Raw genomic sequence first — 25,509 nt, forward strand, 5'->3', positions numbered from 1 at the left:
CCCCCTCTGCGGGGGAGGGGGCCTGCGCAGTAGGCGGGAGAGGGGAAACCCTCGCCGGCACCGTCGCTCCCCTCATCCGACCCGCCTCGCGGGCCACCTTCTCCCGCGGAGGGGAGAAGGACCCTGCGACCGGGTCGAACGGTCGCCCCTACCGCAGCTGCACGCTGTCCACGACCTCGCGGAACTTCGCCAGCACACCCTCGCGCTTCTCGGCCTTCACGACGCCGACGGCGCGCAGGTAGCCGTCCGGCGCGAAGCGGATCGTCTGCGAGATGACCACCGGCGTGCCGGACGCCGTGTCCACCGCACGCGCCACGATCTCGTGCCAGTCGACCCCGTTCTGGCGGTAGCTCTGGGCCCGCTCGATCACGAAGTCCTTCATCGTCTGGTTCGAGTAGAGCGCGGCGCGCGCGAAGGCGTCGCGCTGTTCGGTGGCCGGCGGCGGCTGCACCGCCTGGGCCAGAACCAGGATCGGCTGCTCAAGGCCGAGCATCTCGTCCTTCGTGCCCTGCGTCAGCAGCACCGAATTGCCGGCGAGCACGCGCACCGGACGGAAGCCGGCGTCGTTGCCGATGCGGAAGGGCAGGGCGGCGACCTGCTGCTCCAGGGTCAGCGCCGGCCGGATGTGGATGCCGGTCAGCAGCCGCTTCATGGTCTCCTCGGTCTCGGCATCGGGCGTCGCCTGCGCGATGATGATGCCGGTCACGGTCGGATCGCCGACGAGGAGCATCCACTTCTTGATCGCCGGGGTCCCGGCCGATTCCACCGCCGGCTGCTCACCCGTGAACAGCACCGCGTCGACGTCGCCCGCCACCTTGATGGCCTGCCGGCTGCTGACGATGAAGCCCTGGGCCTTCAGGTTGGCGTCGGTGAAGTTGGTTTCGAGGTCGGCGAAGGCGTTGGCCGGCAACTCCACCACCGAGACCGTCGCGCCGCCCTCCAGCCGCTCCAGGCCCGAGAAGCGCTTGGAGGAGACCATGTCGGAGGGCGGATCGAAGCCGAAGCGCGAACTCGGCGGGAAGACCGGATCCGCCGCCAGCGCCGGCGCGGCCAGCCCCAGGGCGAGGACCAAGAGGGAAACCGGACGAACGAGGTTACGCAGACGCATCGAATCGATTCTCCGCAAGGCCCCGGTTCGCACCGGGCAGGTCTGCCGGGTCGCCCCTTGCGGGGCAGCCGGCGCTGAGGCTGACCCGATGGGTCGACTCAACACCCCGCCGCTGTCAAGCGCCCGAGGGCCGCGTCACGCGTCGCAGGGTCAGGTTGCAGCGTCCGCCCGGCATGAGGAAATCCGGTAGCGGTCCGGGGGCGGTGCCCTGGAGCAGGTCCGGGGCCTCCGCGACGAGGCGGTCGATTCCGTGATGGATCAGCCGTGCGGGCCCGCCGATCACGAGCGCGTCACCGGCCCGGAGGCGCACCGAGCGGGTCGGGTCCGACCGCCGGAGGCCGCCGTAGCGGAACAGGGCGGTGGCACCCAGCGAGAGCGAGAGGACGGGCGCGTCGAGGGCGTCCTCGTCCCGGTCCTGGTGCAGGCCCATGCGGGCGTCGGCCTCGTACAGATTGACGAGGCAGGCCTCGGGCGGAGCGCCATACCCCGACAGGGCGTCCCAGGCGGCCCGCGCCGTGGGCGGGATGTCCGGCCAGGGGGTCTCCGTCACGGGATGGCGCGGCTGGTAGCGGTAGCCCGCCCGGTCGGAGACCCAGCCGAGGGGGCCGCAATTCGACATCCGCACCGAGAAGGGCCGGTCGGTGCGGGGCATCCGCGGCGTGTAGGGCGGGGCGACCCGCAGCGCCGTCGCGAGTTCGGCGGCGAGGCGCGCCTGCGCCGCCGCGTCGAGGTAGCCCGGCCAATGGAGCAGGCCGGGAACGAGGACGATCCCGGCCGGATCACGGGACGCCATCGGTGCCGCGGTCAGACCTTGTGGTCGATGTCGTGCTCCAGCACCGTCTTGCTCTCCACCGTGGTGTCGGCCTTGAGCTGGTAGACGAGCGGGATGCCGGTGGCGATCTCGAGGCTGGCGATGGTCTTCGTGGTCATGCCGTCGAGCACCATCACCAGGGCGCGCAGGGAGTTGCCGTGGGCCGCCACCAGCACGCGCTCGCCCGCCATGACGCGGGGCAGGATGAACTGGATGTAGTAGGGCAGGACGCGCGCGGCGGTGTCCTTCAGGCTCTCGCCGCCGGGCGGCGGCACGTCGTAGGACCGGCGCCACTGGTGGACCTGGGCGTCGCCCCAGCGCTCGCGGGCGTCGTCCTTGTTGAGACCGGAGAGGTCCCCGTAATCGCGCTCGTTCAGCGCCTCGTTGCGGATCGTCTCGACCCCCTCGAGGTCCATCTCCTCCAGGATCAGCGCGCAGGTGCGCTGGGCGCGCTTCAGGTTGGAGGTGAAGGCCACGTCGAAGCCGTAGCCCTGCTCCTTGAGCCAGCGCCCGGCATTGCGGGCTTCCTCGACGCCGAGATCCGTCAGCTCGGGATCACGCCAGCCCGTGAACAGCTTCTTGAGGTTCCATTCGCTCTGGCCATGGCGAGCGAGGACGAGAAGGCGATCCATCGGGCGATGATCCTCTTGGTCTTTGAGAGGGCACGGCCTCGGCGGAGGCACGGGCAAAGGGCGATGTTGCAGCGCAGCGAGCGCGCATCGGGCGGCTCATGCGCGCGTGAGTCTGAACGGCAGATGACGAAACGTCTCCGCCGGGTGTGGGCTCCGTCGGAAAGCCCGGAGACGTCTGACACCGGGAGACCGTCCTGAAGTCCGCGTGTCTCTGAAGCCCGAAGGTCTCCTAAAGCCCGAGGACGTCGTCCATCCCGTAGAGGCCGGGCGGCTTGGCGAAGGCCCAGAGCGCGGCCCGCACGGCGCCGCGGGCGAAGATCGCCCGGTCCTCGGCGTGGTGGCCGACGGTGATCCGCTCGCCCGGGCCGGCGAAGACCACGCTGTGGTCGCCCACCACCGTGCCGCCGCGCAGGGTGGCGAAGCCGATGTCGCCGGGCCTGCGCGGGCCGGTGTGTCCGTCGCGGGTGGAGACCCGGGTGTCGGCGAGCGCGACCCCACGCCCCTCCGCCGCGGCCTCCCCGAGGAGGAGGGCGGTGCCGGAGGGGGCGTCGACCTTCATGCGGTGGTGCATCTCGACGATCTCGATGTCGAAATCCTCCCCGAGGGCCGCCGCCATCCGGCGCACGAGGCCGGCGACGAGGTTGACCCCGAGGGACATGTTGCCCGAGCGCACGATGCGGGCATGGTGGGCGGCCGCCGCGAGCTTGGCGAGATCGGCCTCCTGCAGGCCCGTGGTGCCGACCACGTGGACGATGCGGGCCTGCGCGGCGAGCTCGGCGAAGAAGGTGGTGGCGGCGGGCGCCGTGAAGTCGAGGACGCCCTCGGCCGCCGCGAAGATCGGCAGCGGATCGTCCGTCACCGCGACGCCGAGGGGCGCCAAGCCCGCGAGCGTGCCGGCATCCTGCCCCAGCGCGGGGGAGCCCGCGCGCTCGATGGCGCCCGACAGGGTGCAGCCCTCGGTCTCCGCCACCGCGCGGATCAGCATCCGCCCCATGCGCCCGTCGGCGCCGACCACCACGAGCCGCATCGTCCTCAGCCTCCAGAGCGTGTCGCCAACGGGCGCGTCCGCGTTGCGGTACAGCCTCCGGCCGGACCCGACAAGGATCAGCGCCCCGCCTGCGCCAGCAGGGGACCGAGCACGTCCGTGACGCCGTTCACGGTGATCTGGGTGCCGACGCAGAGGAGCAGGAAGGCGAAGAGGCGCCCGAGCACCCGCGCGCCGACGGGGCCGATCCAGGTCACCACCCGGTCGGCCGAGCCGTAGGTGAAGCGCACGAGCACGGCGATGGCCAGCGCTGCCAGGGACATGCCCACGTAGAAGCCGATCCGGTCGGGGCCCGGTGCCGGGCGGTTGGAGCCCAGCGCGATCGCCACCGCGATGGTGCCGGGTCCGGTGGTGAAGGGCAGGGTCAGGGGAAAGAACGCGATCTCGGCCAAGTTCCCGGCCGGTTCCCGGGTCGCCTCCGCCTGCTTGCGTGCCTCCCGCGCCTCGGGCGCCGTCAGCAGGGTCCAGGCCGAGGCCGCCACCACGAGGCCCCCGGCGATGCGCAGAGCGGCCAGGGAGACGCCGAAGAAGTTCAGGATCGGCGCACCGGCCCAGAGCGTCGAGAGCATGATCAGGGCGGCGTAGAAGCCGATGCGCCTGGCGAGCTCCAGGCGCTCGGCATGGGAGTTCAGGGCGGTCACCTGCGCGAAGATCAGCGACGAGCCGACCGGGTTCACGATGGAGAACAGCGAGGAGAAGGCGAGCACGAAGCTCTGCAGCGCCGCCTCGGGCGCAATCAGACTCAGCATCCGCTCAGCCCGGTGAGGGGGCGGGCACCAGCACGCGGGCCGGTGCGAGGCGGGCCACCTTGCGCACCCGGCGCACGGCGACGGGGCGGTAGAGCTGCTTGGTGGCGTCGACCACGTGCAGCCCGGCGAAGGGCAGCGACAGGCTCGTGCCCATCCGTTCCCAGGCCCCGGCCGTGCGCAGCAGCAGGCGGTTCTCCACCGGGGGCATGTAGAGGGTCTCGGCCCAGCCCTCGGGGGAGAACTGGGTGGTGCGCATCAGCCGGGCGAGTTGCGAGCGGCTGTAGGGCTGGCCATGCCCGAAGGGGGTCGCGTCGCGCCGGGCCCAGACGCCCCGGCGGTTCGGCACCACCAGGATCATGCGCCCGCCCGGCGTCAGCACCCGCCAGACGTCCTGCAGGAGTTCGGTCGGGCTCTCGACGGATTCCAGCGCATGGACGAGGATCACCCGGTCCACGGCCGCCTCCGGCAGGGGCATCATGGTCGGGTCGGCCAGCGCCGAGCAGGAGCGGCCGCTGCCGGGCCAGTTCACCACCCCCTGCGTCGCCGGCATGAAGGCCAGCGTCCGTTCGGCGATGACGTGGACGGGGCCGAGATAGGGCGTGGCGTAGCCGAGCCCGAGGACCCGCAGGCCGGAGACCGAGCCGAGGAAACCGTGGATCGCGCGCGCCACGATGCGGTGCGTCACCCCCCCGAGGGGGCTCGCATAGAAGGCGCGCAGATCGGTGACGTCGAGGCGCATGGCTCGGGTTTCGGTACGATCGCGCGGCTCGGGTCGGGGTCGGCTCGGAGACGCGCGACGAGAAAGGCTCACCCGCATCAATGGGGGCCGACGCCCGGCCCGACAAGCCCGGATCGGCGGAAGGCCCGGGAAGGCCGGGGGAAACGGCCCCTGGACCTGTCTCCGCCCGCACCCATCTTCGTGTGCCGCACCGCTGATGGTCCGCCGCGCGCCGCCCCGGCGCGGCCATTCCCCGTCCGGAAGGAAGCCCCATGACCGCCCCGAAGCCCGAGATCCGCACCTTCCTGTGCCGCAGCGACAATATCGGGGTCCTGATCCGCGATCCCGCCACCGGCGCCTGCGCCGCCATCGACGTGCCCGAGGCCGGCCCCGTGCTGGCGGCCCTCGACGAGACCGGCTGGACCCTCACCGACATCCTCGTCACGCATCGGCACGCCGACCACGTGGAGGGCATCCCGGAGGTGAAGCGCCGCACCGGCGCGCGGGTGACGGCGCCCCTGAAGGCCGGTGACGCCGTGCCGGAGGTCGACGCCACGGTCGCGGAGGGCGACGTGGTCCGGGTCGGCGACCTCACGGCGCGGGTCTGGGAGACGCCGGGGCACTGCGCCGACCATGTCACCTACTGGTTCGAGGAAGCGGGCGCGGTCTTTGCCGGCGACACCCTGTTCACCCTCGGCTGCGGCCGGGTGATGGAGGCGGAGCCCGCCACCCTGTGGCGCTCCCTGGAGCGCTTCCTGCCGCTGCCCGACGAGACGCAGGTCTACAGCGGCCACGACTACGTGCTCTCCAATGCCCGCTTCGCGCTGGCGGCCGAGCCCGGCAACGCCGCCCTCGCCGTCCGGGCCGCCGAGGCCGAGCGTGCCAAGGCGGAGGGCCGCTTCCTGATTCCCACCACCCTGGGGGCCGAGCGCGCGACCAATCCGTTCCTGCGCGCCGGCGAGCCGAGTCTCGCTCAAAGCGTGGATCTGGCCCCCGGCACCCACCCGTCGGTTGTCTTTGCCGCACTGAGGGCCTGGAAGAACCGGTTCTGAGTCGTTAAAGGGGCGTTACAGCGGGGCTGGTGCTGTCATTGATCTTGGCCTCGTTGGACGATCCGGGTGGAAAATCCGCTTCTCGCGAAGCGGCTCCGCCCAGGAGGGTCCGTCCTGTCCATCTACGAGCCCCGGTGTCCGATTTGATGCAGCCGCCCGGCCCGCCCTTCGCCTTCGGGCACGAGATCGACCTTGGCGAGAGCCGGGGAAGCGAACCTTCGGACGACCGGAAAGCCCCGGAGGGCGCCGTCCGCATCACGGTGCCGCGCGTCGCGCGTCCGGCACCGCGGGCTGCGGCTCCCCTGGCCGTCGATGCGCGGCTGCTCGCCGTCGCCACGGAGCACCTGCGGCGCCTCGGTCCCAAGCGGGTCACCGTGGTGGCCGTCGCCGCCGAAGCGGGCATGACGCATGCCAACGTCTACCGCTACTTCCCGTCGAAGGACGCGCTCCTCGATGCCGTGGCGGGGCGCTGGCTGCGCGACGTCGAGGCGGAACTCGCCCGCATCGCCGATGCGCCGGACCCGGCCGACGACAAGATCGAACGCCTGCTCACCGCCCTGGCCAGCGTCCAGCGCGAGACCCTGGTTCACGAGCCGAATCTCTTCGCCGTCCATCTCGATGCCACCGTGGGCGCCCGGCCCATCGCCCGGCGTCACCGAGTCCGGCTGCGCAGCCTGGTCGAGCGGGTTGTCGAGGAAGGGATCGGGGCCGGCGCCTTCATCGCCCGCGACCGCGAGCGGGCCATCGCCCACATCTTCGACGCCAGCTACCGCTTCACCCATCCGCTGGCGATTCAGCACGATGCCGACCTGCCGCGCGACCTCGTGGAAGCCCGCCTCGGCGCCGTGATTCTCGCGATCCAGAAGGTGCTGCGGACCGGCACGCTCTAGGCCTCAAGTGACAGAATTTTTCGTCTGTCACTTGAGGCGCGCTGCCGGGCAGGATCGCTCTCCGTTCGTCTAATTCCTTAGCGCGCTTACGCTTTTTCTCGCCCTCGCCGATGCGAAGGCGCCCCCGCCTTGGCCCGAACCCTGCTTTGACGTTCGTGCCTCGGTTGAAGCCCTGGGCCTTTTCGGCCACACACCGCCGCAGCAACGCGCCGGTGGTTTTCAAGCCTCCCAGCGCCGCGACCGCCACGCAAGGACCGGAGGTTCGTTTCCCCCATGGCACGCAGCAAGATCGCGCTCATCGGCGCTGGACAGATCGGTGGAACCCTCGCGCACCTCGCCGGCCTGAAGGAACTCGGCGACGTCGTGCTGTTCGACATCGCCGACGGCGTCCCGCAGGGCAAAGGTCTCGACATCGCGGAATCCGCGCCCGTCGACGGCTTCGACGCGACCTACACGGGGGCCAGCGACTATGCGGCGATCGCCGGCGCAGACGTGGTGATCGTCACCGCCGGCGTGCCGCGCAAGCCCGGCATGAGCCGCGACGACCTGATCGGGATCAACCTGAAGGTCATGGAGGCCGTCGGCACCGGCATCAAGCAGCACGCGCCAGACGCCTTCGTCATCTGCATCACCAACCCCCTCGACGCGATGGTCTGGGCCCTGCAGAAATTCTCCGGCCTTCCCACCCACAAGGTGGTCGGCATGGCCGGCGTGCTCGATTCCGCCCGCTTCCGCCACTTCCTGGCCGCCGAGTTCAAGGTCTCGGTGGAGGACGTCACCGCCTTCGTGCTCGGCGGCCACGGCGACGACATGGTCCCGCTGGTGCGCTACTCCACGGTGGCCGGCGTGCCGCTTCCCGACCTGGTCAAGCTCGGCTGGACCACCCAGGAGAAGCTCGACGCCATGGTCGAGCGCACCCGCAAGGGCGGCGGCGAGATCGTCAACCTGCTCAAGACCGGCTCGGCCTTCTACGCCCCCGCCGCCTCCGCCATCGCCATGGCCGAGAGCTACCTGCGCGACAAGCGCCGCGTGCTCCCCTGCGCTGCCTACCTCAACGGCGAGTACGGCGTCTCCGACATGTATGTCGGCGTCCCGATCGTGATCGGCGCCAACGGCGTCGAGCGCGTCCTCGAGGTCGACTTCAACGGCGACGAGAAGGCGATGTTCGACAAGTCGGTCGGTGCCGTGAAGACCCTGATCGAGGCCTGCAAGGGCGTGAACCCCGCGCTGGCCTAGTTCGACCGTCATTCCGGGCCGCCGACGCGGCGGGCTGGATCGCAACCTGTGTTTCTGGATCCCGGGTTCCGCTCTGCGGCCCCGGGATGACGTTGAGGGTCTTATCCATGAACATTCACGAGTACCAGGCCAAGGCGGTGCTGAAGGAATTCGGTCTGCCCGTCTCGCGCGGCGTGCCGATCTTCAAGCCCGAGGAGGCCGAGGCGGCCGCCAAGGAACTCGGCGGCCCGGTCTGGGTGGTGAAGTCGCAGATCCACGCGGGCGGTCGCGGCAAGGGCACCTTCGAGGGGGCGCCCGCCGGCGCCAAGGGCGGCGTGCGCGTCACCAAGTCCCTCGACGAGGTCAAGCAGTTCGCCTGCGAAATGCTGGGTCAGACCCTGGTCACGATCCAGACCGGCGAGGCCGGCAAGCAGGTCAACCGGCTCTACATCGAGGAGGGCGCCCAGATCGAGGCGGAGTTCTACCTCTCGATGCTGGTCGACCGCGAGACCGGCCGGGTCGCCTACGTCGTCTCGACGGAAGGCGGCATGGACATCGAGACGGTGGCGCACGACACGCCGGAAAAGATCGTCACCTTTTCCGTCGATCCCGCCACGGGCGTGATGCCCCATCACGGCCGCCTCGTCGCCAAGACGCTCGGCCTCACGGGCGCCCAGGCCAAGGAAGCCGGCGACCTCACCACCCGGCTCTACCAGGCGTTCACCGCCAAGGACATGAGCATGCTGGAGATCAACCCGCTGGTGCTCACCGGCGACGGCCATCTCAAGTGCCTCGACGCCAAGATCTCCTTCGACTCGAACGCCCTCTACCGCCACCCCGACATCGTCGCGCTCCGCGACGAGACCGAGGAGGACGCCAAGGAGATCGAGGCCTCGAAGTACGACCTCGCCTACATCGCCCTCGACGGCACCATCGGCTGCATGGTCAACGGCGCCGGCCTCGCCATGGCGACCCTCGACATCATCAAGCTCTACGGCGAGGAGCCGGCGAACTTCCTCGATGTCGGCGGCGGCGCCTCGGAGGAGAAGGTCACGGCGGCGTTCAAGATCATCACCGCCGATCCCCAGGTGAAGGGCATCCTCGTCAATATCTTCGGCGGCATCATGAAGTGCGACGTGATCGCCAACGGCGTGATCGCGGCGGTGAAGGCGGTCGGCCTGCAGGTGCCCCTGGTGGTGCGCCTCGAGGGGACCAACGTCGAGAAGGGCAAGGAGATCATCCGGAATTCCGGACTGAACGTGATCCCCGCCGACGACCTCGACGACGCCGCGCAGAAGATCGTCGCCGCCGTGAAGAAGGGCTGAGAGACCCCATGTCCATCCTGATCGACGCGAACACCAAGGTCCTCTGCCAGGGCTTCACCGGCAAGAACGGAACCTTCCACTCCGAGCAGGCCATCGCCTACGGCACCAGGATGGTCGGTGGCACCAGCCCGGGGAAGGGCGGCTCCAAGCACCTCAACCTGCCGGTCTTCGACACGGTGGCGGAAGCCCGCGATGCCACGGGCGCCGACGCATCCGTGGTCTACGTGCCGCCGCCGGGGGCGGCGGACGCGATCTGCGAGGCGATCCAGGGGGAGATCCCGCTCATCGTCTGCATCACGGAGGGCATTCCGGTGCTCGACATGGTGCGGGTCAAGCGTGCGCTCGAAGGCTCGAAGTCCCGCCTCGTCGGCCCGAACTGCCCCGGCATCGTCACCGCAGGCCAGTGCAAGATTGGCATCATGCCGGCCAACATCTTCAAGCCGGGCTCGGTGGGCATCGTCTCCCGCTCCGGCACGCTGACCTACGAGGCCGTGTTCCAGACCACGAATGCCGGCCTCGGCCAGACCACCGCGGTGGGCATCGGCGGCGACCCGGTGAAGGGCACGGAGTTCATCTCCATGCTCGAGCTGTTCCTCGCCGACGACAAGACCGAGTCGATCGTCATGATCGGCGAGATCGGCGGCTCGGCCGAGGAAGAGGCGGCGCAGTTCCTGGCCGACGAGGCCAAGCGCGGCCGCAAGAAGCCCATGGTCGGCTTCATCGCCGGCCGCACGGCGCCTCCGGGCCGTCGCATGGGTCACGCGGGCGCCATCATCTCGGGCGGCAAGGGCGGCGCCGAGGACAAGATCGCCGCGATGGAAGCGGCCGGAATCCGGGTCTCGCCTTCGCCGGCGCGCCTCGGCAGCACCCTCGTCGAGGTTCTGCGCGGCTGACACGCGCGGGACGCGGGCCTCGCGTTGGTCGACGTTCAGGTCCGCGACCCCATCTGACGAACGAGCGACGCGAGCCCGAGGGGGCCCGCGTCTTTCCCGGTACATCCGATCCCGGCCGCGATCCGCGCGGATGGGGTCGGGCAGGGGGCCTTCCCGGCGGAGGACCCCGCACAGCGGCAGGATGACCCGAACGATGGCACGCCAGGACGCGCTCGAAACCTCGTTCCTCTACGGCGGCAACGCCGCCTACATCGAGGAGCTGCAGGCGGCCTACGCCCGTGATCCGAACGCGGTCGATCCGGAGTGGCAGACGTTCTTCCGGTCCCTGAACGAGGACAAGGGGCTTGCGGAGAAGAACGCGGCCGGCGCCTCGTGGGAGCGGCCGAACTGGCCGATCCACGCCAATGGCGAGATCGTCTCGGCGCTGGACGGCAACTGGGCCACCGTCGAGAAGGCGATGGGCGACAAGATCCGCGCCAAGTCCGACACCGCGTCGGCCCCGACCAAGGGCGCCGTCATCGCCTCCGCCCCCGGGATCTCGGTGGAGCAGGCGACGAAGGATTCGGTCCGCGCGATCATGCTGATCCGCGCCTACCGCATGCGCGGCCACCTGCACGCCAAGCTCGATCCTCTCGGCCTCGCCCCCCGCGGCGACCACGAGGAGCTGCATCCGCAGCATTACGGCTTCGAGGAGAAGGACTGGGACCGTCCGATCTTCCTCGACAACGTGCTCGGCCTCGAATTCTCGACCATTCGCGAGATCGTCGAGATCCTGGAGCGCACCTACTGCCAGACCCTCGGCGTCGAGTTCATGCACATCTCCAACCCGGAGGAGAAGGCCTGGATCCAGGAGCGCATCGAGGGCAAGGGCAAGGAGATCACCTTCACCCCCGAGGGCCGTCGCGCGATCCTGAACAAGCTGATCGAGGCGGAGGGCTTCGAGAAGTTCCTCGATCTCAAGTACACCGGCACCAAGCGCTTCGGCCTCGACGGCTCGGAGGCGATGATCCCGGCCCTCGAGCAGATCATCAAGCGGGGCGGCGCCCTCGGCGCCGAGGAGATCGTCGTGGGCATGGCCCATCGCGGTCGCCTCAACGTGCTCACCAACGTGATGGCCAAGCCCTTCCGGGCGGTGTTCAACGAGTTCAAGGGCGGCTCGGCCAACCCGGCCGAGGTCGAGGGCTCCGGCGACGTGAAGTACCATCTCGGTGCCTCGTCGGACCGCGCCTTCGACGGCAACAACGTCCACCTTTCGCTCACCGCCAACCCGTCGCACCTCGAGATCGTCGATCCCGTCGTGCTCGGCAAGGTGCGCGCCAAGCAGGACCAGCGGGCCAAGCCCACGGTGGAGCGCACCCGCGTGGTGCCGCTGCTCATCCACGGCGACGCGGCCTTCGCGGGTCAGGGCGTGGTGGCCGAGTGCCTCGGCCTGTCCGGCCTGAAGGGCCACCGCACCGGCGGCTCGATCCACTTCATCATCAACAACCAGATCGGCTTCACCACCGATCCGCGCTTCTCGCGCTCCTCGCCCTATCCGTCCGACGTGGCGAAGATGGTCGAGGCGCCCATCTTCCACTGCAACGGCGACGACCCGGAGGCCGTCACCTTCGCGGCCAAGATCGCGATCGAGTATCGCCAGAAGTTCGGCAAGCCGGTCGTCATCGACATGCTCTGCTACCGCCGCTTCGGCCACAACGAGGGCGACGAGCCGGCCTTCACCCAGCCGAAGATGTACCAGCGCATCCGCAAGCACCCGACCGCGCTGGAGACCTACGGCAAGAAGCTCGTCGCCGAGGGCGTGGTGAGCCAGGAGCAGCTCGACGCGCGCAAGGCCGAGTTCCGCGCCGTGCTCGACGCCGAGCTGGAGGTCGCGACGAACTACAAGGCCAACAAGGCCGACTGGCTCGACGGTCGCTGGGCCGGCTTCAAGGCCGTGCGCGAGGACGTGGACGATCCGCGCCGCGGCAAGACCGGCGTGCCGGTGGAGACCCTGCGCGAGATCGCCCAGCGCATCACCACGCCGCCGCCCGGCTTCCACCTGCACCGCACGATCCAGCGCTTCTTCGACAACCGCGCCAAGGCGGTGGAATCGGGCCAGGGCATCGATTGGGCGACCGCCGAGGCCCTGGCCTTCGGCTCGCTCCTCATCGAGGGCCACCGCGTCCGCCTCTCGGGCCAGGACGTGGAGCGCGGCACCTTCTCGCAGCGCCACGCGGTGGTGATCGACCAGGAGAACGAGCAGCGCTACACCTCGCTGAACTCGATCCGTGAGGGCCAGGCCAGCCTGGAGGTCATCAACTCGATGCTGTCCGAGGAGGCGGTGCTCGGTTTCGAGTACGGCTACTCCGCGGCCGAGCCCAACGCCCTGGTGCTGTGGGAGGCGCAGTTCGGCGACTTCGCCAACGGCGCCCAGGTGGTCATCGACCAGTTCATCTCGTCGGGCGAGCGCAAGTGGCTGCGCATGTCGGGCCTGACCCTGCTGCTGCCGCACGGCTACGAGGGCCAGGGCCCGGAGCACTCCTCCGCCCGCCTGGAGCGCTTCCTGCAGATGTGCGCCGAGGACAACATGCAGGTCGCCAACTGCACCACGCCCTCGAACTACTTCCACATCCTGCGCCGCCAGCTGCACCGCGAGTTCCGCAAGCCTCTGATCCTGATGACGCCGAAGTCGCTCCTGCGGCACAAGAAGGCGGTCTCGCCGATCGAGGCGATGGCGGACGGCTCGAGCTTCCACCGCGTGCTCTGGGACGATGCCGAGCGCGACGAGGACGGCATCAGGCTCGTGAAGGACGACAAGGTCCGGCGCGTCGTGCTGTGCTCGGGCAAGGTCTATTACGACCTCTACGACGAGCGCGAGAAGCGCGGCGTCAACGACGTGTACCTGATGCGCGTCGAGCAGCTCTACCCGTTCCCCCTGAAGGCGCTCGCGGGCGAAATGGGGCGCTTCCGGAACGCCGAGGTGGTGTGGTGCCAGGAGGAGCCGAAGAACATGGGCTCCTGGGCCTTCGTCGAACCCTACCTCGAATGGGTGCTGGGCCAGGCCCAGTCGCCGGTGAAGCGCGCGCGCTACGTCGGTCGCCCGGCCTCCGCCTCCACGGCGGTGGGCATGCTCTCGAAGCACCAGGCCCAGCTCCAGGCCTTCCTCAACGAGGCGCTGGCGGTCTAACCGCCGGCCCCTCCTCCACGCTACTCGCCCCCACGTTTCGCGATCCGAGGGCGCCGCCGAGCGGCGTCCCAAACCCTCCGGACGGACACTGAACCATGGCAACCGATATCGTCGTCCCGACCCTGGGCGAATCCGTGAGCGAGGCCACCATCGGCCGCTGGTTCAAGAAGCCGGGCGACGCCGTGGCGGCCGACGAGCCCCTGGTGGAACTCGAGACCGACAAGGTCACCCTCGAGGTGAACGCGCCGGCCGCGGGCCAGCTCGGCGAGATCCTGGCCAAGGACGGCGAGACGGTGGAGCCCGGCGCGCTCCTCGGTTCGATCGTCGAGGCCGGGGCCGGCGGCGGCAAGGCCGCGGCGCCGAAGAAGGCCGAAGCCAAATCCGAGAGCAAGGCCGAGACCAAGACCGAGAGTAAGCCGGCGGAAGCGCCCGCTCAGGAGTCGTCGGCCGGCTACGGCAACCACGGTGACGCCGTGCCCCAGGCCACCCGCGAGTCCGGCGACCACGGCCCCGCGGTCGCCAAGATGGCCCGCGAGTCCGGCATCGACCCTGCGACCCTGAACGGCAGCGGCAAGGACGGTCGCGTGACCAAGGGCGACATGCTCGAGGCCACGTCGAAGGCTCCCTCCGCTCCGGCCCCGGCCCCCGCGCGGGAGGCCAAGCCCGCCGCCCCGCGGGCGCCTTCGAAGCCCGACGACGCGGCGCGCGAGGAGCGCGTGCGCATGACCAAGCTGCGCCAGACCATCGCCCGCCGTCTCAAGGACGCGCAGGACACCGCCGCGATGCTGACGACCTTCAACGACGTCGACATGTCGGCCGTGATGGCGATGCGGAGCCAGTACAAGGACATCTTCGAGAAGAAGCACGGTACGAAGCTCGGCTTCATGGGCTTCTTCACCAAGGCGGTGATCGGCGCCCTTAAGGACGTGCCGGCGGTAAATGCCGAGATCGACGGGCAGGACCTCGTCTACAAGAACTACTACCACATCGGCATCGCGGTCGGCACCGATAAGGGCCTCGTGGTGCCGGTGGTGCGCGACGCCGACGACCTGTCGATCGCCGGCATCGAGAAGAAGATCGCTGGCTTCGGCAAGAAGGCCCGCGAGGGCAAGCTCTCCATCGAGGAGATGCAGGGCGGCACCTTCACGATCACCAACGGCGGCATCTACGGCTCGCTGATGTCGACCCCGATCCTGAACGCGCCGCAATCCGGCATCCTCGGCATGCACCGCATCGAGGAGCGCCCCGTGGTGCGCGCCGGCAAGATCGAGGCGCGGCCGATGATGTACCTCGCCCTGTCCTACGATCACCGCATCGTCGACGGGAAGGAGGCCGTGACCTTCCTCGTGCGCGTCAAGGAGGCTCTGGAAGATCCGGCACGCCTCGTGCTCGACCTCTAAGGCCCGGCAGCTGCCGTCCGCCGGCCGCGTTCCCGCGCGGCCGGACGCTTCCGCGCGCTTCGTCCATCGATGGTGGGGCATGACCCGCCGCCCAATCCAGCGAGTCAGATTCCCATGTCCTACGATCTCGTCGTCATCGGCACCGGCCCCGGCGGTTACGTCTGCGCCATCCGCGCCGCCCAGCTCGGCCTCAAGACGGCCGTGGTGGAGAAGCGGGCCGCCCATGGCGGCACCTGCCTCAACGTCGGCTGCATTCCCTCGAAAGCCCTGCTGCACGCCTCGGAAGCGTTCGAGGAGGCGGGCAAGCACTTCGCCGACATGGGCGTCATGGTCGGCGCGCCCGAGCTCGACCTCGCGAAGATGATGACGTTCAAGCAGGACGGCGTCGACGGCAACACCAAGGGCGTCGAGTTCCTGCTCAAGAAGAACGGTATCGACGCCTATCGGGGCACCGCCCGGCTGGCCGGTGCGGGCCGCGTCGAGGTGCTGTCCGAGGATGGCGGCAACCAGCTCCTGGAGACGAAGAACGTCGTCATCGCCACGGGCTCGGACGTCACGAAGCTTCCCGGTGTCACCATCGACGAGACCATCGTCGTGTCCTCCACCGGCGCGCTCACCCTGGAGAAGGTCCCGGGCAAGCTCCTCATCATCGGGGCCGGCGTCATCGGCCTCGAGCTCGGCTCGGTCTGGCGCCGCCTCGGCTCCGAGGTCACCGTGGTCGAGTATCTCGATCGGATCCTGCCGGGCATGGACGGCGAGGTCGGCAAGCAGTTCCAGCGCATCCTCGGCAAGCAGGGTATGCAGTTCAAGCTCTCGTCCAAGGTGACGGGCGTCACGGTCAAGGACGGAGCTGCCACCGTCACGGTGGAGCCCGCCGCCGGCGGCGAGGCCGAGACGCTGCAGGCCGACGTGGTGCTCGTGGCCATCGGCCGGGTGCCCTACACCGAAGGCCTCGGCCTGGAGACGGTCGGAGTCGGCCTCGACAACAAGGGCCGCATCGAGACGGACAGCCACTACGCCACCAACGTCACGGGCATCTACGCCATCGGCGACGTCATCGCCGGCCCGATGCTGGCCCACAAGGCCGAGGACGAGGGGGTGGCCGTGGCCGAGCTGTTGGCCGGCCAGTCGGGCCACGTGAACTACGGCGTCATCCCGAACGTGGTCTATACCTACCCGGAGGTCGCGTCCGTCGGAAAGACGGAGGAGGAACTCAAGAAGGACGGCATCGCCTACAACAGCGGCAAGTTCCCCTTCACCGCCAACGGCCGCGCCAAGGTGAACCACACCACGGACGGCTTCGTGAAGATCCTGGCCGACGCGACCACCGACCGCGTCCTGGGCGTCCACATCGTCGGGGCCGATGCCGGCAACCTGATTGCGGAAGTCGCGGTGGCGATGGAGTTTGGCGCCTCCGCCGAGGACGTCGCCCGCACCTGCCACGCCCATCCGACCCTCACCGAGGCGGTCAAGGAAGCCGCCCTCGCGGTCGGAAAGCGCGCGATCCACATCTGAGCCCTACGCTGTCCCTCGACGAAGACGGCCGCCGCTTCGTCGAGGGCGTCACGACTGGATCGCTCCGCCCTCACGGGGCCGATCAGGGGGCTTGGCAGGCCATCACCTCGGCGGCCTGGGCCACGCTGAGGGCGCGCTCCCGAACCTGCCGCGGGAGGCCCGGCCGCTCGGAGACGGCGGCCGCGTCCCGCTGAAGGCGGACGTTGCAGGCGCAGGACCGATGCCCGGCCGCGTCGAAGCAGGCATCATGGCGCAGGCAGGCGGCATCGAGGTCGTCGGTGGGCGGCAGGCCCTCGCCCCGTTGGCCGGTCCCACAATAATTGCCGTGGAACAGGGCCTTGCCCGCCAGAACCTGCGCGAGATCGGCCTGGGGCAGGGGCGGCTCATCGGGTCGGTCGACCGGGGTCAGGTCGTTGGCCGGGCCACCGGCTCGGTCGGCCGAGCCGCGAAGCGCCCTGGGAATGCCGGAGTTCGGGCCGGGCTGGTTCAGGGGCTCGCCGGCCCGTCCGTGGGAATCGGCCAGATCCGGCAAGGGCGGTGGCGGTCCTGGGCGCACCTCTTCCGCCTCGACGGCCGGTGCCTCCGTCGTGGTCTGGGCCGGTGCTTCCCGGGCCGTCAACAGCAGCAAGGCGGCGATCGCTGCGGCGAGGGTGCGAAACCTGTCGGTCAAGGCTCGATCGTCTCCTGTCCCCCCAGACTCCTCCAGCGACGGCCCGGGGCGGGGATGATCCGGTCTCGGATGGATCGTCCCCGTGGGCCACGGAGGGGTCCCGTCGGTCGGCAGATACGGCGAAGGTGGTGATTCCGTTCCACCCGCGATGATCCGCCCGTCGGCTCCGCGGTGCAGGCGATCGGCTCCCAGAGGTGATTGACAGGCCGGGGCGCGTGCGACCTCTGACGGGGTCAGCAGGCACCGGGAGAAGAATCATGAAGGTCGTGGCGGATCTGTGCATCGTTCCGATGGGCGTCGGCCCCTCGGTCTCGCCCTACGTGAAGGAGATCAAGGCGATCATCGACGCCAGTCCCCTCCATGCCGAGATGCATGCCAACGGGACCAATATCGAGGGCGAACTCGGCGATATCTGCGCCCTCATCGAGGCCTGCGAGGCCAGATTGAGTGAGATCGGCGTGCAGCGGGTCTTCTTCACCATGGCGTTCTCGTCGCGACGCGACAAGGACCAGTCCATGGCGGACAAGCTGAAGGCTGTTCTCTGACCATGACCCGCCACGGCGGGGATCGTCACGGCTTCGCTGGATCCGGTTTCGGTCGATCGAGCCTCTCGCCCGCCTCGCATTCCCGCAGGAAGGTCTCCCGGTGGGCGCTGGCGAGCCTGTTCTCGTCGGCCTGCGCCGCGCAGACCGCTTCGTCGCGCGCCTGCCCGGTGGCGGCCGGGGAGGGGGGCGGCGTCTGAGCCGAGGCCGGGGTCGCCAGCCCGAGGGCCAGGAGCAGGATGTGACGATGCCGGGTTGCCATGGGGGGTCCTTCCGTCCTGTGCGCCGTCCTGTTCGGTCCGCATGCCGGGGCAACGCGGCCGGGAGGCCCTTGATCCGCCGGCCGCCCGGACGGCGATGGTGTGTTGTCGTACGGAGAGGCAAGAAACGGAGAAAGAATTAACTGCCCCTCGGTGATGACTGGACTCTGGCGGCGGTCGTCCTCCTTGCTCCGACCGCCTCACCGCAGACCACCGATGGATGTCAGGGTCCTGACGATGCCCGAGCGACCCGTCTTGCTGCAGCGATTTCGATGGACGCATTCGGCCAGATGGCTGAGTGCCATCAACTTGCTTGCTGTCATTGGGCTCTGCGCCGTCTCGGCCTTCATGCTCTGGCAGATGCGCCTCGATGCGGCCCGGCGCTCGGAGGTGACATCGCGAAGCCTCGTGCAGGTCCTCGGGCGGGATATCGCCCGGAACATCGAGCTCTACGATCTTTCCCTGCGGGCCGTCGTCGACGGCCTGAAGCTTCCCGAGCTTGCCCAGGCCGATCCCGAACTCCGGCAGATGATCCTGTTCGATCGCGCCGCCACGGCCGAGAATTTCGGCCACACCCTCGTGTTCGACAGAACCGGGAAGCTCATCATCAGCTCGAAATCCCTCGCCCCCGAGCCTCTGAACTACGCCGACCGCGAATATTTCCAGTACCACGTCGCCCATCCGGGCAACGAGCTGCACATCAGCCAGCCCCTGGTTTCGCGTCTCACGGGCAAACGCGTCCTCATCATCAGCCGGCGCCTGTCGGACCCGGATGGCAGCTTCGCGGGGGTTGTCCTCGGTTCGATCTACCTCGACTACTTCCGTCAGCTGTTCGCCGCCGTCGGCGCCGATCATGCCGGCACCGTCACCCTCTACGGTCCGGGTGGCACGATCATCATGCGCGAGCCCTACGACGAGGCCACCATCGGGCGGAGCGTCTCGGCCACGGACAGCTACCGGAGGTTCTTCGATGCGCCGGAGGGCCGCTTCACCGGCCCTGCGATGGTCGGCGAGGGCAGCCGCGACTTCGTGTTCACCAAGGTCGGCGACCTGCCGCTTCACCTCAGCATCGCCGTGGCGCCGGCGGAGATCTATGCCGATTGGTGGCACCGCGCCCTGGTCCTCGGGGCGGTGGTGCTGAGCCTGTGCGCGACCACCATCGTCCTGACCTGGCTGTTCGGGCGCGAGCTGCACCAGCGCAGGGTGGCGGAGCAGGCGGCCCTCGACCTCAACGTCCAGCTGGAGAAGCTGGCCACCACCGATGCGCTGACGGGCCTCGCCAACCGAAGACGGTTCGACGATGCGCTGGAACGCGAATGGCGCCGCGCGGTCCGCAACCAGCTGCCCCTCTCGCTCCTCGTCCTCGATGCCGACTACTTCAAGGGCTACAACGACCGCTACGGGCACCAGCGGGGCGACGAGGCCCTCCGGCTGATCGCGCGCTCCATCGAGGCCAGCATCGTCAATGCCTCCGACACGGCCTGCCGCATCGGGGGTGAGGAATTCGCCGTGATCCTGCCCGAGACCGACGCGGCCGGGGCGGAGATCGTTGCCCACCGCATCCGCGAGGCCGTGGCGGGCTGGAAGATCCCGCATGCGAGCAGCCCCCTCGGGGTGCTCACGGTCAGCCTCGGCTTGGCGCAGATCCCCGAGGTCCGGGCGGCCGATCCTGCCGCCTTCGTCGAGGCGGCGGACCAGGCGCTCTACGCGGCCAAGGCGAACGGGCGCAACCAGGTGCAGGTGCGGCGCCGGGACAAGGCCGGCCTGCGCCTCGCCGCGGGCTGAACCCGGGCCCGGCGGTCGCGGAGACCTATCGCGGCCTGGTCGCCGGGGCGCCGAGTTCCCGGGCGATGCCGTCGAGTCCTTGATCGTAGACGCCCTCGATGTCGGCCCGGGCCTCGGCCTCGCCCATGCCGGCCGGGTCGAAGGTGGCGCTCCACACCACCGTCGCGCCGGTGCCGTTCGGCCGGACCTGCAGGGTGGCGTTGTAGGCCCCTACGGGCAGGGGGCCCTCGATGAAGGCGTAGCTGTAGCTCATCCCCGCTTCGTCGCGCCGGGTCTCGGCCTCGACGAGGGTGCCGAGGCCTCCGGCGACGACGAGGCGGCGGACGGGCTCGTTGTCCTCGCGGTCGGCGTCGTCCCGGGTCCCGGAGGAGTCGCAGGCGACCACCTGCGGGTGCCACAGGGCGATGGAGCAGAAGCCGCCGATGAGCGCCCACACGGCGGCGGCCGGGGCCGGGATGTCGCGGCTGCGGGAGACCTCGATCGCGCCGGCCGGGCCGGCGAGGAGCGTGAGGGCGATTCCCAGGATGGCCTGCCGCATGATCGTTCCCCCCCCTGCCCGCTCAGCGCAACCGGCCGGCGGGCGGGAAGGTTGCGCCTCGCCTCAGGGGAGGGCACCGATGTCGCGCAGGTAGGCGGCGCTCGCCGGGTGCAGCCAGCCCCGGGGCACGGCCTCGACCAGGTTGCGCGGGTCGCTGTCGCCGCCCTGTGGGTCCCTTTGCGCGAGGCTCGCCTGGCTCCGCGCCAGGGCCGCCACGAAGCGCGCCACCCGCGCGCCGTCGATGCCCGGCCGGGCGAGGACGAAGCTCCATGAGCCCACCGTCTCGATGGGCGCATGCTGCCCGGCGAAGACGTCGGCCGGAACGGTGCGGCGGCGCAGGGATGTCCCGCGTGCCAGGATGCGGTCGATCGCGTCCGGGGCCGGCCCGAAGAAGCGGGCGCCGCCGGGGGCCTCCGCCAGCGTCCGGAAGCCCGGCCACCCGAGCCCCGCCCCCCAGAGCGCCGCGGCGCGCCCATCCTGCACCATGACCGCCCCGTCGCCGGCCCGGTCGAGGAGGATCGGCTCGATGCCGTGGTCGGGGTCGATGCCCGAACCTGTCAGGACGGTCCGGCCCATGACGGTGAGGCCGGAGGCGTGGGTGCCGAGGACGACGCGCCGCCCCCGCAGGTCCGGCACACCGTGGATCGGGCTGGCCGCCGGAACGACGAACAGGCCCGGCGAGGCGTTCACCGGTGCGACCACGGTGATCCGAGGCCCCGCCTCGGGCTCGGCCCTGAGGGCGTCATAGGCGTAGTCGCCCTGGACCAGGGCGAGATCGACGGAGCCGCCCTTCAGGAGACCGACATTCTCGGCCGAGCCCTTGGAGGGCCGCAGGGCGATGGACAGGGCGGGATCGACCGTGCGGAGCGCCTCCACCAGGGCCTGGCCGAAGGCGGGGAACGAGCCGCCGGGCGTCGCCGTCGCCAGCACGAGCCCGCCCGGCGTGCCGGCCGATCGCACCCGCTCGGACGGGACCAGCGTCGCCGTGGCCGCGATGAGGAATGAGCGCCTGAGCATGGGTCCATCCGCCGGGTCACGGGCCGCATTCAAGCGGAGGCCACGGAGCCTGCGCAAGGGGGCGCCGCACCGGAGCCGCAGCCGCGCCGAGGGAGCCAAAACCGGTCTCGGGCGCTTGTTCCGATGAGACGGGGCCCGCTGGGCCCCGCGCCCCATGCCAGCTGACGAGATCCCCATGCGGACCCGATCGAAACTCGGCCTCGCGGCCCTGGCCGTCGTTCTCTTCGGCGGCGCGGCCTTCGTGCGCTTCGTCGTCTATCCCGAGCAGGCCACGCTCGAGGCCTCGGCCGGACAGGGCGCGAACCCGACCCTGCCGGCGCCCAACCCGACCCTGATGCCCACCGTGAACATCGCCCGCGTCGCCCGCTGGGAGAAGGGCACCAAGCCGCAGGCCGCGGATGGTCTGCAGGTGGCGGCCTACGCGGACGGGTTCGACCATCCGCGCTGGATGTACCTCCTGCCCAACGGGGATGTGCTCGTGGCCGAGGCCAACAAGTCGCAGACCGACGACCCCTCGACCGGCGTCGCGGATTGGGTGGCCGACAAGGTGAAGAGTCTGGCCGGCGCCGGCGTGAAGAGCCCCGAGCGCATCGTCCTCCTACGGGACGCGAACGGCGACGGCGTCGCCGAGGAGCGCCACGTGCTCCTGAAGGACCTGCACTCGCCCTTCGGCATGGCGCTGGTCGGGTCGGACCTCTACGTCGCCAATGCCGATTCGCTGGTGAAAGTGCCCTACCAGGCGGGCCAGACCGAGATCACCGCGACGCCGGAGAAGGTCGTCGACCTGCCGTCCGGCATCAACCATCACTGGACCAAGAACGTCATCGCCAGCCCCGACGGGCAGAGGCTCTACGTGACCGTCGGCTCGAACAGCAATGTCGGCGAGAACGGCCTCGACAAGGAGACCGGCCGCGCGGCGATCTGGGAATACACGATACCCACCAAGCAGATGCGCGAATACGCCACCGGCCTGCGCAACCCCAACGGCCTCGGCTTCGAGCCGGTGACGGGCAAGCTCTGGACGGCGGTGAACGAGCGCGACGAGATCGGCAGCGACCTCGTACCCGACTACGTCACCTCCGTGCAGGAGGGCGGCTTCTACGGCTGGCCCTACAGCTACTGGGGCAACCATGTCGATGCGCGCGTGGAGCCGCAGAGGCCCGACCTCGTCGCCAAGGCGATCGCGCCAGACTATGCGGTGGGCGCCCACACCGCCTCCCTCGGCATCGCGTTCTCGCAGGGGAGCCGCCTGCCGGAGGCCTGGACGAGCGGCCTGTTCGTCGCCCAGCACGGTTCGTGGAACCGCCGGCCGAAGAGCGGCTACAAGGTGATCTACGTGCCCTTCCAGGACGGCAAGCCCAGCGGGCAGCCGGTCGACGCGCTGACCGGCTTCCTCAACGCCGACGAGAAGGCCCAGGGACGCCCCGTCGGCGTGATCCTCGACAAGACCGGCGCCCTGCTGGTCTCGGACGACGTCGGCCAGACAATCTGGCGGGTGAGCGCCTCCACCCGGACCCAGTAGGTGCCTCCAGCCTGCCGTCCCGCTGAGCAGCGAAAGTCCTGATGACAGAGACCAAGACCGATCCCTCGCGGCGCGCCCTCGTGGGCGGCCTCTCCGCCGGCATGGTGGCCGTTCTGGGACATTCCGCGGGGGCACAGGAACAAGTCGCGCAGACCGACACCGCCCCGAACCCGCCGCGCAGCCATCCGAAGCCCCCCTTCGAGACGCAGCAGCAGGCCTGGCCGGGGCTGGCGGGTCGGATGGTGCCGCGCCCGAACCATGGCGAAACCAGTTACACGGGGTCCGGGCGCCTCGCCGGCCGCAAGGCGCTGATCACCGGCGGCGATTCGGGCATCGGCCGTACCGCCGCCATCGCCTATGCCCGCGAGGGCGCGGACGTGGCCATCAACTACCTGCCGGCCGAGGAGCCGGATGCGGTCGAGGGGTGGGGCTCATCCGGCAGGCCGGCCGCAAGGCGGTGATGCTGCCGGGCGACATCCGCGACGAAGCCTTCTGCCGGCGTCTGGTGGCGGACGCGGCGCGCGAAATCGGCGGCCTCGATATCCTCGTCAACAACACGGTCTACCAGAAGTCCCAGGTCTCGATCCTCGACATCACCACCGAGAAGCTCGACCAGACCTTCCGGACCAACGTCTACGCGATGTTCTGGATCACCAAGGCCGCCCTCGCCCATCGCGGGCCCGGCGCGGCGATCATCAACACCGCGTCGGTCAACGCCTGCGAGCCTTCCGAGACCCTGCTCGACTACGCGGCCACCAAGGCGGTGATCGTGAACTTCTCGAAGGACCTCGCCAAGCAACTCGCGGAGAGCGGCATCCGGGTGAATGCGGTGGCCCCGGGACCGTTCTGGACCCCGCTCCAGGTCTGCGGCGGGCAGCCACCGGAGAAGCTGCCGAATTTCGGCAAGGACACGCCGATCGGGCGGCCGGGTCAGCCGGCCGAACTTGCCGGCATCTACGTGTTGCTCGCCTCCAACGAGGCGAGCTACTCCACCAGCCAGGTGTTCCGCGCCGTCGGCGGGCGCGGCGGCCCCTGACGAGAAGGAGCGGGTGTCTGGGCGGGCAGACCGTCCCGCTGCGCCCTCCGGTCGGCCTCGGAGCCGGATCGCGACAGCGTCGCTCTTGTGATCCGCGTGGATCGTTCGGCCACGCATGGCTCACCCGCTACGGGCAACCGGCCTTGTGCCCATGACGGTGCTCATGGCGGCCCGGGCGGCGATGCGGTCAGGGCGTGTGCAACGGGCATCGTGACGTTGCCGCGCTGAGGTTCACGGTCGAGAATGGTTGCGATACGCACGGCGGATTGCGCCGCGTCTGAGGGGACGGCGCAATCCGAAGAGTGCTACGCGAGCGCCGGAGGTGCGCCGTGAACATCACCCGATGCTTACCGAACGTGGCGATAGGAATTTTGCTTGGTCTTGTCCCGGCCAGCGCCCAGGGCAACATGCGCAAATTTCTCGAAGGACACTGGGTGGGAGAGGATCTCCAGATCCGGGTCGATCAAGATGCCGTTCAAGCGAACGACAATCCAGACAAGCCCTTCGAATGGAGTCCGCTGGTCATCAAGGACGTGACGGGCGGGATGGTCGTCTTTCAGATCGGGGCCCGTCAGTATATCGGCCTGATCAATGGTCAGCAGATGACGGTCACGATGTCAGGGTCCAATCGCTCATACGTCTTGACCAAAAATCCCAAACCGTGAAGCGGCCAGCAGGTTGCGGAGGAAGGCTCGCCGTTCGACCGGGCGGGGAGAGTTTGGCGCGATGGTGCGCAGAGACGGTGCTCCGGCAGTGGGGTGCTTGATTATGCGGGTCCTGCGAACTGCGCGGGCACAGCCGTTGGTGGCAGGCGGAGCCCAAAATGGTGCGGTGCACCGGAGCCGTCGCCGTCGATTGATAGGGCGTCGCGGACAGTCGAAATGGGATGCTGCGCGGCAACCGCGGTCTGAACGACCTTGGCCCCAGCGTCCTCAGCTTGCAGTGCCCTCGACGACATCCGCGAAGCTCGCGGTCAGGCCCTCACACCCAGGCCACCAGGGAGAGCGGTAGAGACCGTAGGCGAAGAAGCATCCGGCGAAGTTGGCGTAGCCGGTCGGGCCGGCATAATCGACGATCAGCCTGTCATCGACCCTCACCTTCAGCAGGCCCTCGCCGCCGGCCCCATCCACGAAATCGATGACGAAGGCGTAGGGGCGATCCTGTTTCAAGGGGAGGATCGCCTTCGGCCCCAGATCGACGTGGCGGCTTTGCTCCTGAGACCCGGCCGTGGGGAAGGTTGTCAAATCGACGTAGAACACCTCCTCTCTGGAGTTCCGAGCCCGAGGCTTCATGCCGATCGCGAAGCGCGGGTTCCGCCAGCGTTCGCCGGGGTTGGGTCGTGAATTGTACTGGCAGATCCCACACCAATCGTGCGTCATCAGCAGGCCCGGGTGGACGTTGATCGTGAAGCTGGCCCGCATCGGTTTGCCCGGAAGCCGGACATCCGCCCTATACCAACCCTCACTGATCAGAACGCATGGGCCCATCGGCGCAATCCGATGGACATGAGGCGCCAGGGTTGGGCGATGATCTTGTTCCAGGCATCGCAGCAGTGATCGAGGATGTCGTCGTAGGATTGGAAGATCCGGTTTCCGAGCCAGTTGTCCCGCATGAACTGCC

At 69.6% G+C, this 25,509-nt stretch carries 23 protein-coding genes and 2 pseudogenes; 13 read left to right on the forward strand and 12 right to left on the reverse strand.

Going from position 1 to position 25,509, the window contains the following annotated elements; translation table 11 throughout:
- Positions 1-148: 148 nt before the first annotated feature.
- The 6 genes from ASF41_RS16845 to ASF41_RS16870 all read right to left on the reverse strand — a co-directional run bounded on the left by ASF41_RS16845 (position 149) and on the right by ASF41_RS16870 (position 5,084).
- A complete protein-coding gene (locus ASF41_RS16845; protein ID WP_056351694.1) occupies positions 149-1,108 on the reverse strand; it encodes a hypothetical protein in 960 nt (319 codons plus the stop codon).
- Between the two features lie 115 nt (positions 1,109-1,223).
- The gene (locus ASF41_RS16850; protein ID WP_056351691.1) at positions 1,224-1,901 is read right to left on the reverse strand and encodes an alpha-ketoglutarate-dependent dioxygenase AlkB; all 678 of its coding nucleotides are present in this window, start codon (positions 1,899-1,901) and stop codon (positions 1,224-1,226) included.
- Between the two features lie 11 nt (positions 1,902-1,912).
- On the reverse strand, positions 1,913-2,551 hold the full coding sequence (locus tag ASF41_RS16855) for a 2,3-bisphosphoglycerate-dependent phosphoglycerate mutase (RefSeq protein WP_056218219.1): 639 nt from the start codon (positions 2,549-2,551) through the stop codon (positions 1,913-1,915).
- A 229-nt stretch (positions 2,552-2,780) separates the two neighbouring features.
- Positions 2,781-3,578, reverse strand: a complete 798-nt coding sequence (gene dapB, locus ASF41_RS16860) for a 4-hydroxy-tetrahydrodipicolinate reductase (protein ID WP_056276556.1) — start codon at positions 3,576-3,578, stop codon at positions 2,781-2,783.
- Positions 3,579-3,655: 77 nt separating this feature from the next.
- Complete coding sequence (locus tag ASF41_RS16865; RefSeq protein WP_056495212.1) at positions 3,656-4,345, reverse strand: MarC family protein; 690 nt, start codon at positions 4,343-4,345, stop codon at positions 3,656-3,658.
- A 4-nt stretch (positions 4,346-4,349) separates the two neighbouring features.
- On the reverse strand, positions 4,350-5,084 hold the full coding sequence (locus ASF41_RS16870; protein WP_056218206.1) for a methyltransferase domain-containing protein: 735 nt from the start codon (positions 5,082-5,084) through the stop codon (positions 4,350-4,352).
- 251 nt (positions 5,085-5,335) lie between these two features.
- Here ASF41_RS16870 and gloB point away from each other — a divergent pair, with 251 nt between their 5' ends.
- The 8 genes from gloB to lpdA all read left to right on the forward strand — a co-directional run bounded on the left by gloB (position 5,336) and on the right by lpdA (position 16,519).
- Positions 5,336-6,115 carry a hydroxyacylglutathione hydrolase gene (gloB, locus tag ASF41_RS16875; protein WP_056495216.1) on the forward strand — a complete coding sequence of 260 codons (780 nt, stop codon included), beginning with the start codon at positions 5,336-5,338 and terminating at the stop codon, positions 6,113-6,115.
- A 146-nt stretch (positions 6,116-6,261) separates the two neighbouring features.
- Positions 6,262-7,005, forward strand: a complete 744-nt coding sequence (locus ASF41_RS16880) for a TetR family transcriptional regulator (RefSeq protein WP_082487423.1) — start codon at positions 6,262-6,264, stop codon at positions 7,003-7,005.
- Between the two features lie 273 nt (positions 7,006-7,278).
- A complete protein-coding gene (mdh, locus tag ASF41_RS16885) occupies positions 7,279-8,241 on the forward strand; it encodes a malate dehydrogenase (protein WP_056495219.1) in 963 nt (320 codons plus the stop codon).
- 107 nt (positions 8,242-8,348) lie between these two features.
- Positions 8,349-9,545: an ADP-forming succinate--CoA ligase subunit beta gene (gene sucC / locus ASF41_RS16890; RefSeq protein WP_056495221.1), complete on the forward strand. Its 1,197-nt coding sequence runs from the start codon at positions 8,349-8,351 to the stop codon at positions 9,543-9,545.
- 8 nt (positions 9,546-9,553) lie between these two features.
- Complete coding sequence (gene sucD / locus ASF41_RS16895; protein ID WP_056495225.1) at positions 9,554-10,438, forward strand: succinate--CoA ligase subunit alpha; 885 nt, start codon at positions 9,554-9,556, stop codon at positions 10,436-10,438.
- Positions 10,439-10,631: 193 nt separating this feature from the next.
- Positions 10,632-13,604: a 2-oxoglutarate dehydrogenase E1 component gene (locus ASF41_RS16900; RefSeq protein ID WP_056218187.1), complete on the forward strand. Its 2,973-nt coding sequence runs from the start codon at positions 10,632-10,634 to the stop codon at positions 13,602-13,604.
- Positions 13,605-13,699: 95 nt separating this feature from the next.
- Positions 13,700-15,004: a 2-oxoglutarate dehydrogenase complex dihydrolipoyllysine-residue succinyltransferase gene (odhB, locus tag ASF41_RS16905; protein WP_056218184.1), complete on the forward strand. Its 1,305-nt coding sequence runs from the start codon at positions 13,700-13,702 to the stop codon at positions 15,002-15,004.
- 114 nt (positions 15,005-15,118) lie between these two features.
- The gene (gene lpdA / locus ASF41_RS16910; RefSeq protein WP_056495228.1) at positions 15,119-16,519 is read left to right on the forward strand and encodes a dihydrolipoyl dehydrogenase; all 1,401 of its coding nucleotides are present in this window, start codon (positions 15,119-15,121) and stop codon (positions 16,517-16,519) included.
- An 82-nt stretch (positions 16,520-16,601) separates the two neighbouring features.
- Here lpdA and ASF41_RS16915 read toward each other — a convergent pair whose 3' ends face one another.
- The gene (locus tag ASF41_RS16915; RefSeq protein WP_407067298.1) at positions 16,602-17,189 is read right to left on the reverse strand and encodes a hypothetical protein; all 588 of its coding nucleotides are present in this window, start codon (positions 17,187-17,189) and stop codon (positions 16,602-16,604) included.
- A gap of 257 nt (positions 17,190-17,446) precedes the next feature.
- Between ASF41_RS16915 and ASF41_RS16920 the strand changes: the two genes are divergently transcribed.
- Entirely contained in the window at positions 17,447-17,734 is a 288-nt protein-coding gene (locus ASF41_RS16920; protein WP_056218179.1) for an MTH1187 family thiamine-binding protein, read from the forward strand.
- Positions 17,735-17,759: 25 nt separating this feature from the next.
- Here ASF41_RS16920 and ASF41_RS16925 read toward each other — a convergent pair whose 3' ends face one another.
- Positions 17,760-17,993: a hypothetical protein gene (locus ASF41_RS16925; RefSeq protein WP_056276577.1), complete on the reverse strand. Its 234-nt coding sequence runs from the start codon at positions 17,991-17,993 to the stop codon at positions 17,760-17,762.
- Positions 17,994-18,300: 307 nt separating this feature from the next.
- Between ASF41_RS16925 and ASF41_RS16930 the strand changes: the two genes are divergently transcribed.
- Positions 18,301-19,776 (forward strand): sensor domain-containing diguanylate cyclase, encoded by a 1,476-nt coding sequence (locus ASF41_RS16930; protein ID WP_056218173.1) that lies wholly within the window; start codon positions 18,301-18,303, stop codon positions 19,774-19,776.
- A gap of 25 nt (positions 19,777-19,801) precedes the next feature.
- On the opposite strand, the gene ASF41_RS16935 is transcribed toward ASF41_RS16930, so the two are convergent.
- On the reverse strand, positions 19,802-20,314 hold the full coding sequence (locus ASF41_RS16935) for an SRPBCC family protein (protein ID WP_056276587.1): 513 nt from the start codon (positions 20,312-20,314) through the stop codon (positions 19,802-19,804).
- Between the two features lie 63 nt (positions 20,315-20,377).
- Complete coding sequence (locus ASF41_RS16940; RefSeq protein ID WP_056495231.1) at positions 20,378-21,331, reverse strand: TAXI family TRAP transporter solute-binding subunit; 954 nt, start codon at positions 21,329-21,331, stop codon at positions 20,378-20,380.
- A 175-nt stretch (positions 21,332-21,506) separates the two neighbouring features.
- Between ASF41_RS16940 and ASF41_RS16945 the strand changes: the two genes are divergently transcribed.
- The 3 genes and pseudogenes from ASF41_RS16945 (at position 21,507) to ASF41_RS16955 (ending at position 24,554) form a co-directional block, all read left to right on the forward strand.
- On the forward strand, positions 21,507-22,853 hold the full coding sequence (locus ASF41_RS16945) for a sorbosone dehydrogenase family protein (protein ID WP_056495234.1): 1,347 nt from the start codon (positions 21,507-21,509) through the stop codon (positions 22,851-22,853).
- A 41-nt stretch (positions 22,854-22,894) separates the two neighbouring features.
- Positions 22,895-23,889: pseudogene (locus ASF41_RS16950) on the forward strand (SDR family oxidoreductase).
- A 329-nt stretch (positions 23,890-24,218) separates the two neighbouring features.
- Complete coding sequence (locus ASF41_RS16955; protein WP_156653353.1) at positions 24,219-24,554, forward strand: hypothetical protein; 336 nt, start codon at positions 24,219-24,221, stop codon at positions 24,552-24,554.
- Positions 24,555-24,821: 267 nt separating this feature from the next.
- Here the strand turns inward: ASF41_RS16955 and ASF41_RS16960 are convergent, their stop codons facing one another.
- On the reverse strand, positions 24,822-25,310 hold the full coding sequence (locus tag ASF41_RS16960; protein ID WP_056495240.1) for a hypothetical protein: 489 nt from the start codon (positions 25,308-25,310) through the stop codon (positions 24,822-24,824).
- Between the two features lie 47 nt (positions 25,311-25,357).
- A pseudogene (locus tag ASF41_RS26240) lies at positions 25,358-25,509 on the reverse strand (IS630 family transposase); the annotation flags it as partial.

It is taken from the genome of Methylobacterium sp. Leaf111 (assembly GCF_001423285.1).
In the GTDB taxonomy this organism is placed as follows: domain Bacteria; phylum Pseudomonadota; class Alphaproteobacteria; order Rhizobiales; family Beijerinckiaceae; genus Methylobacterium.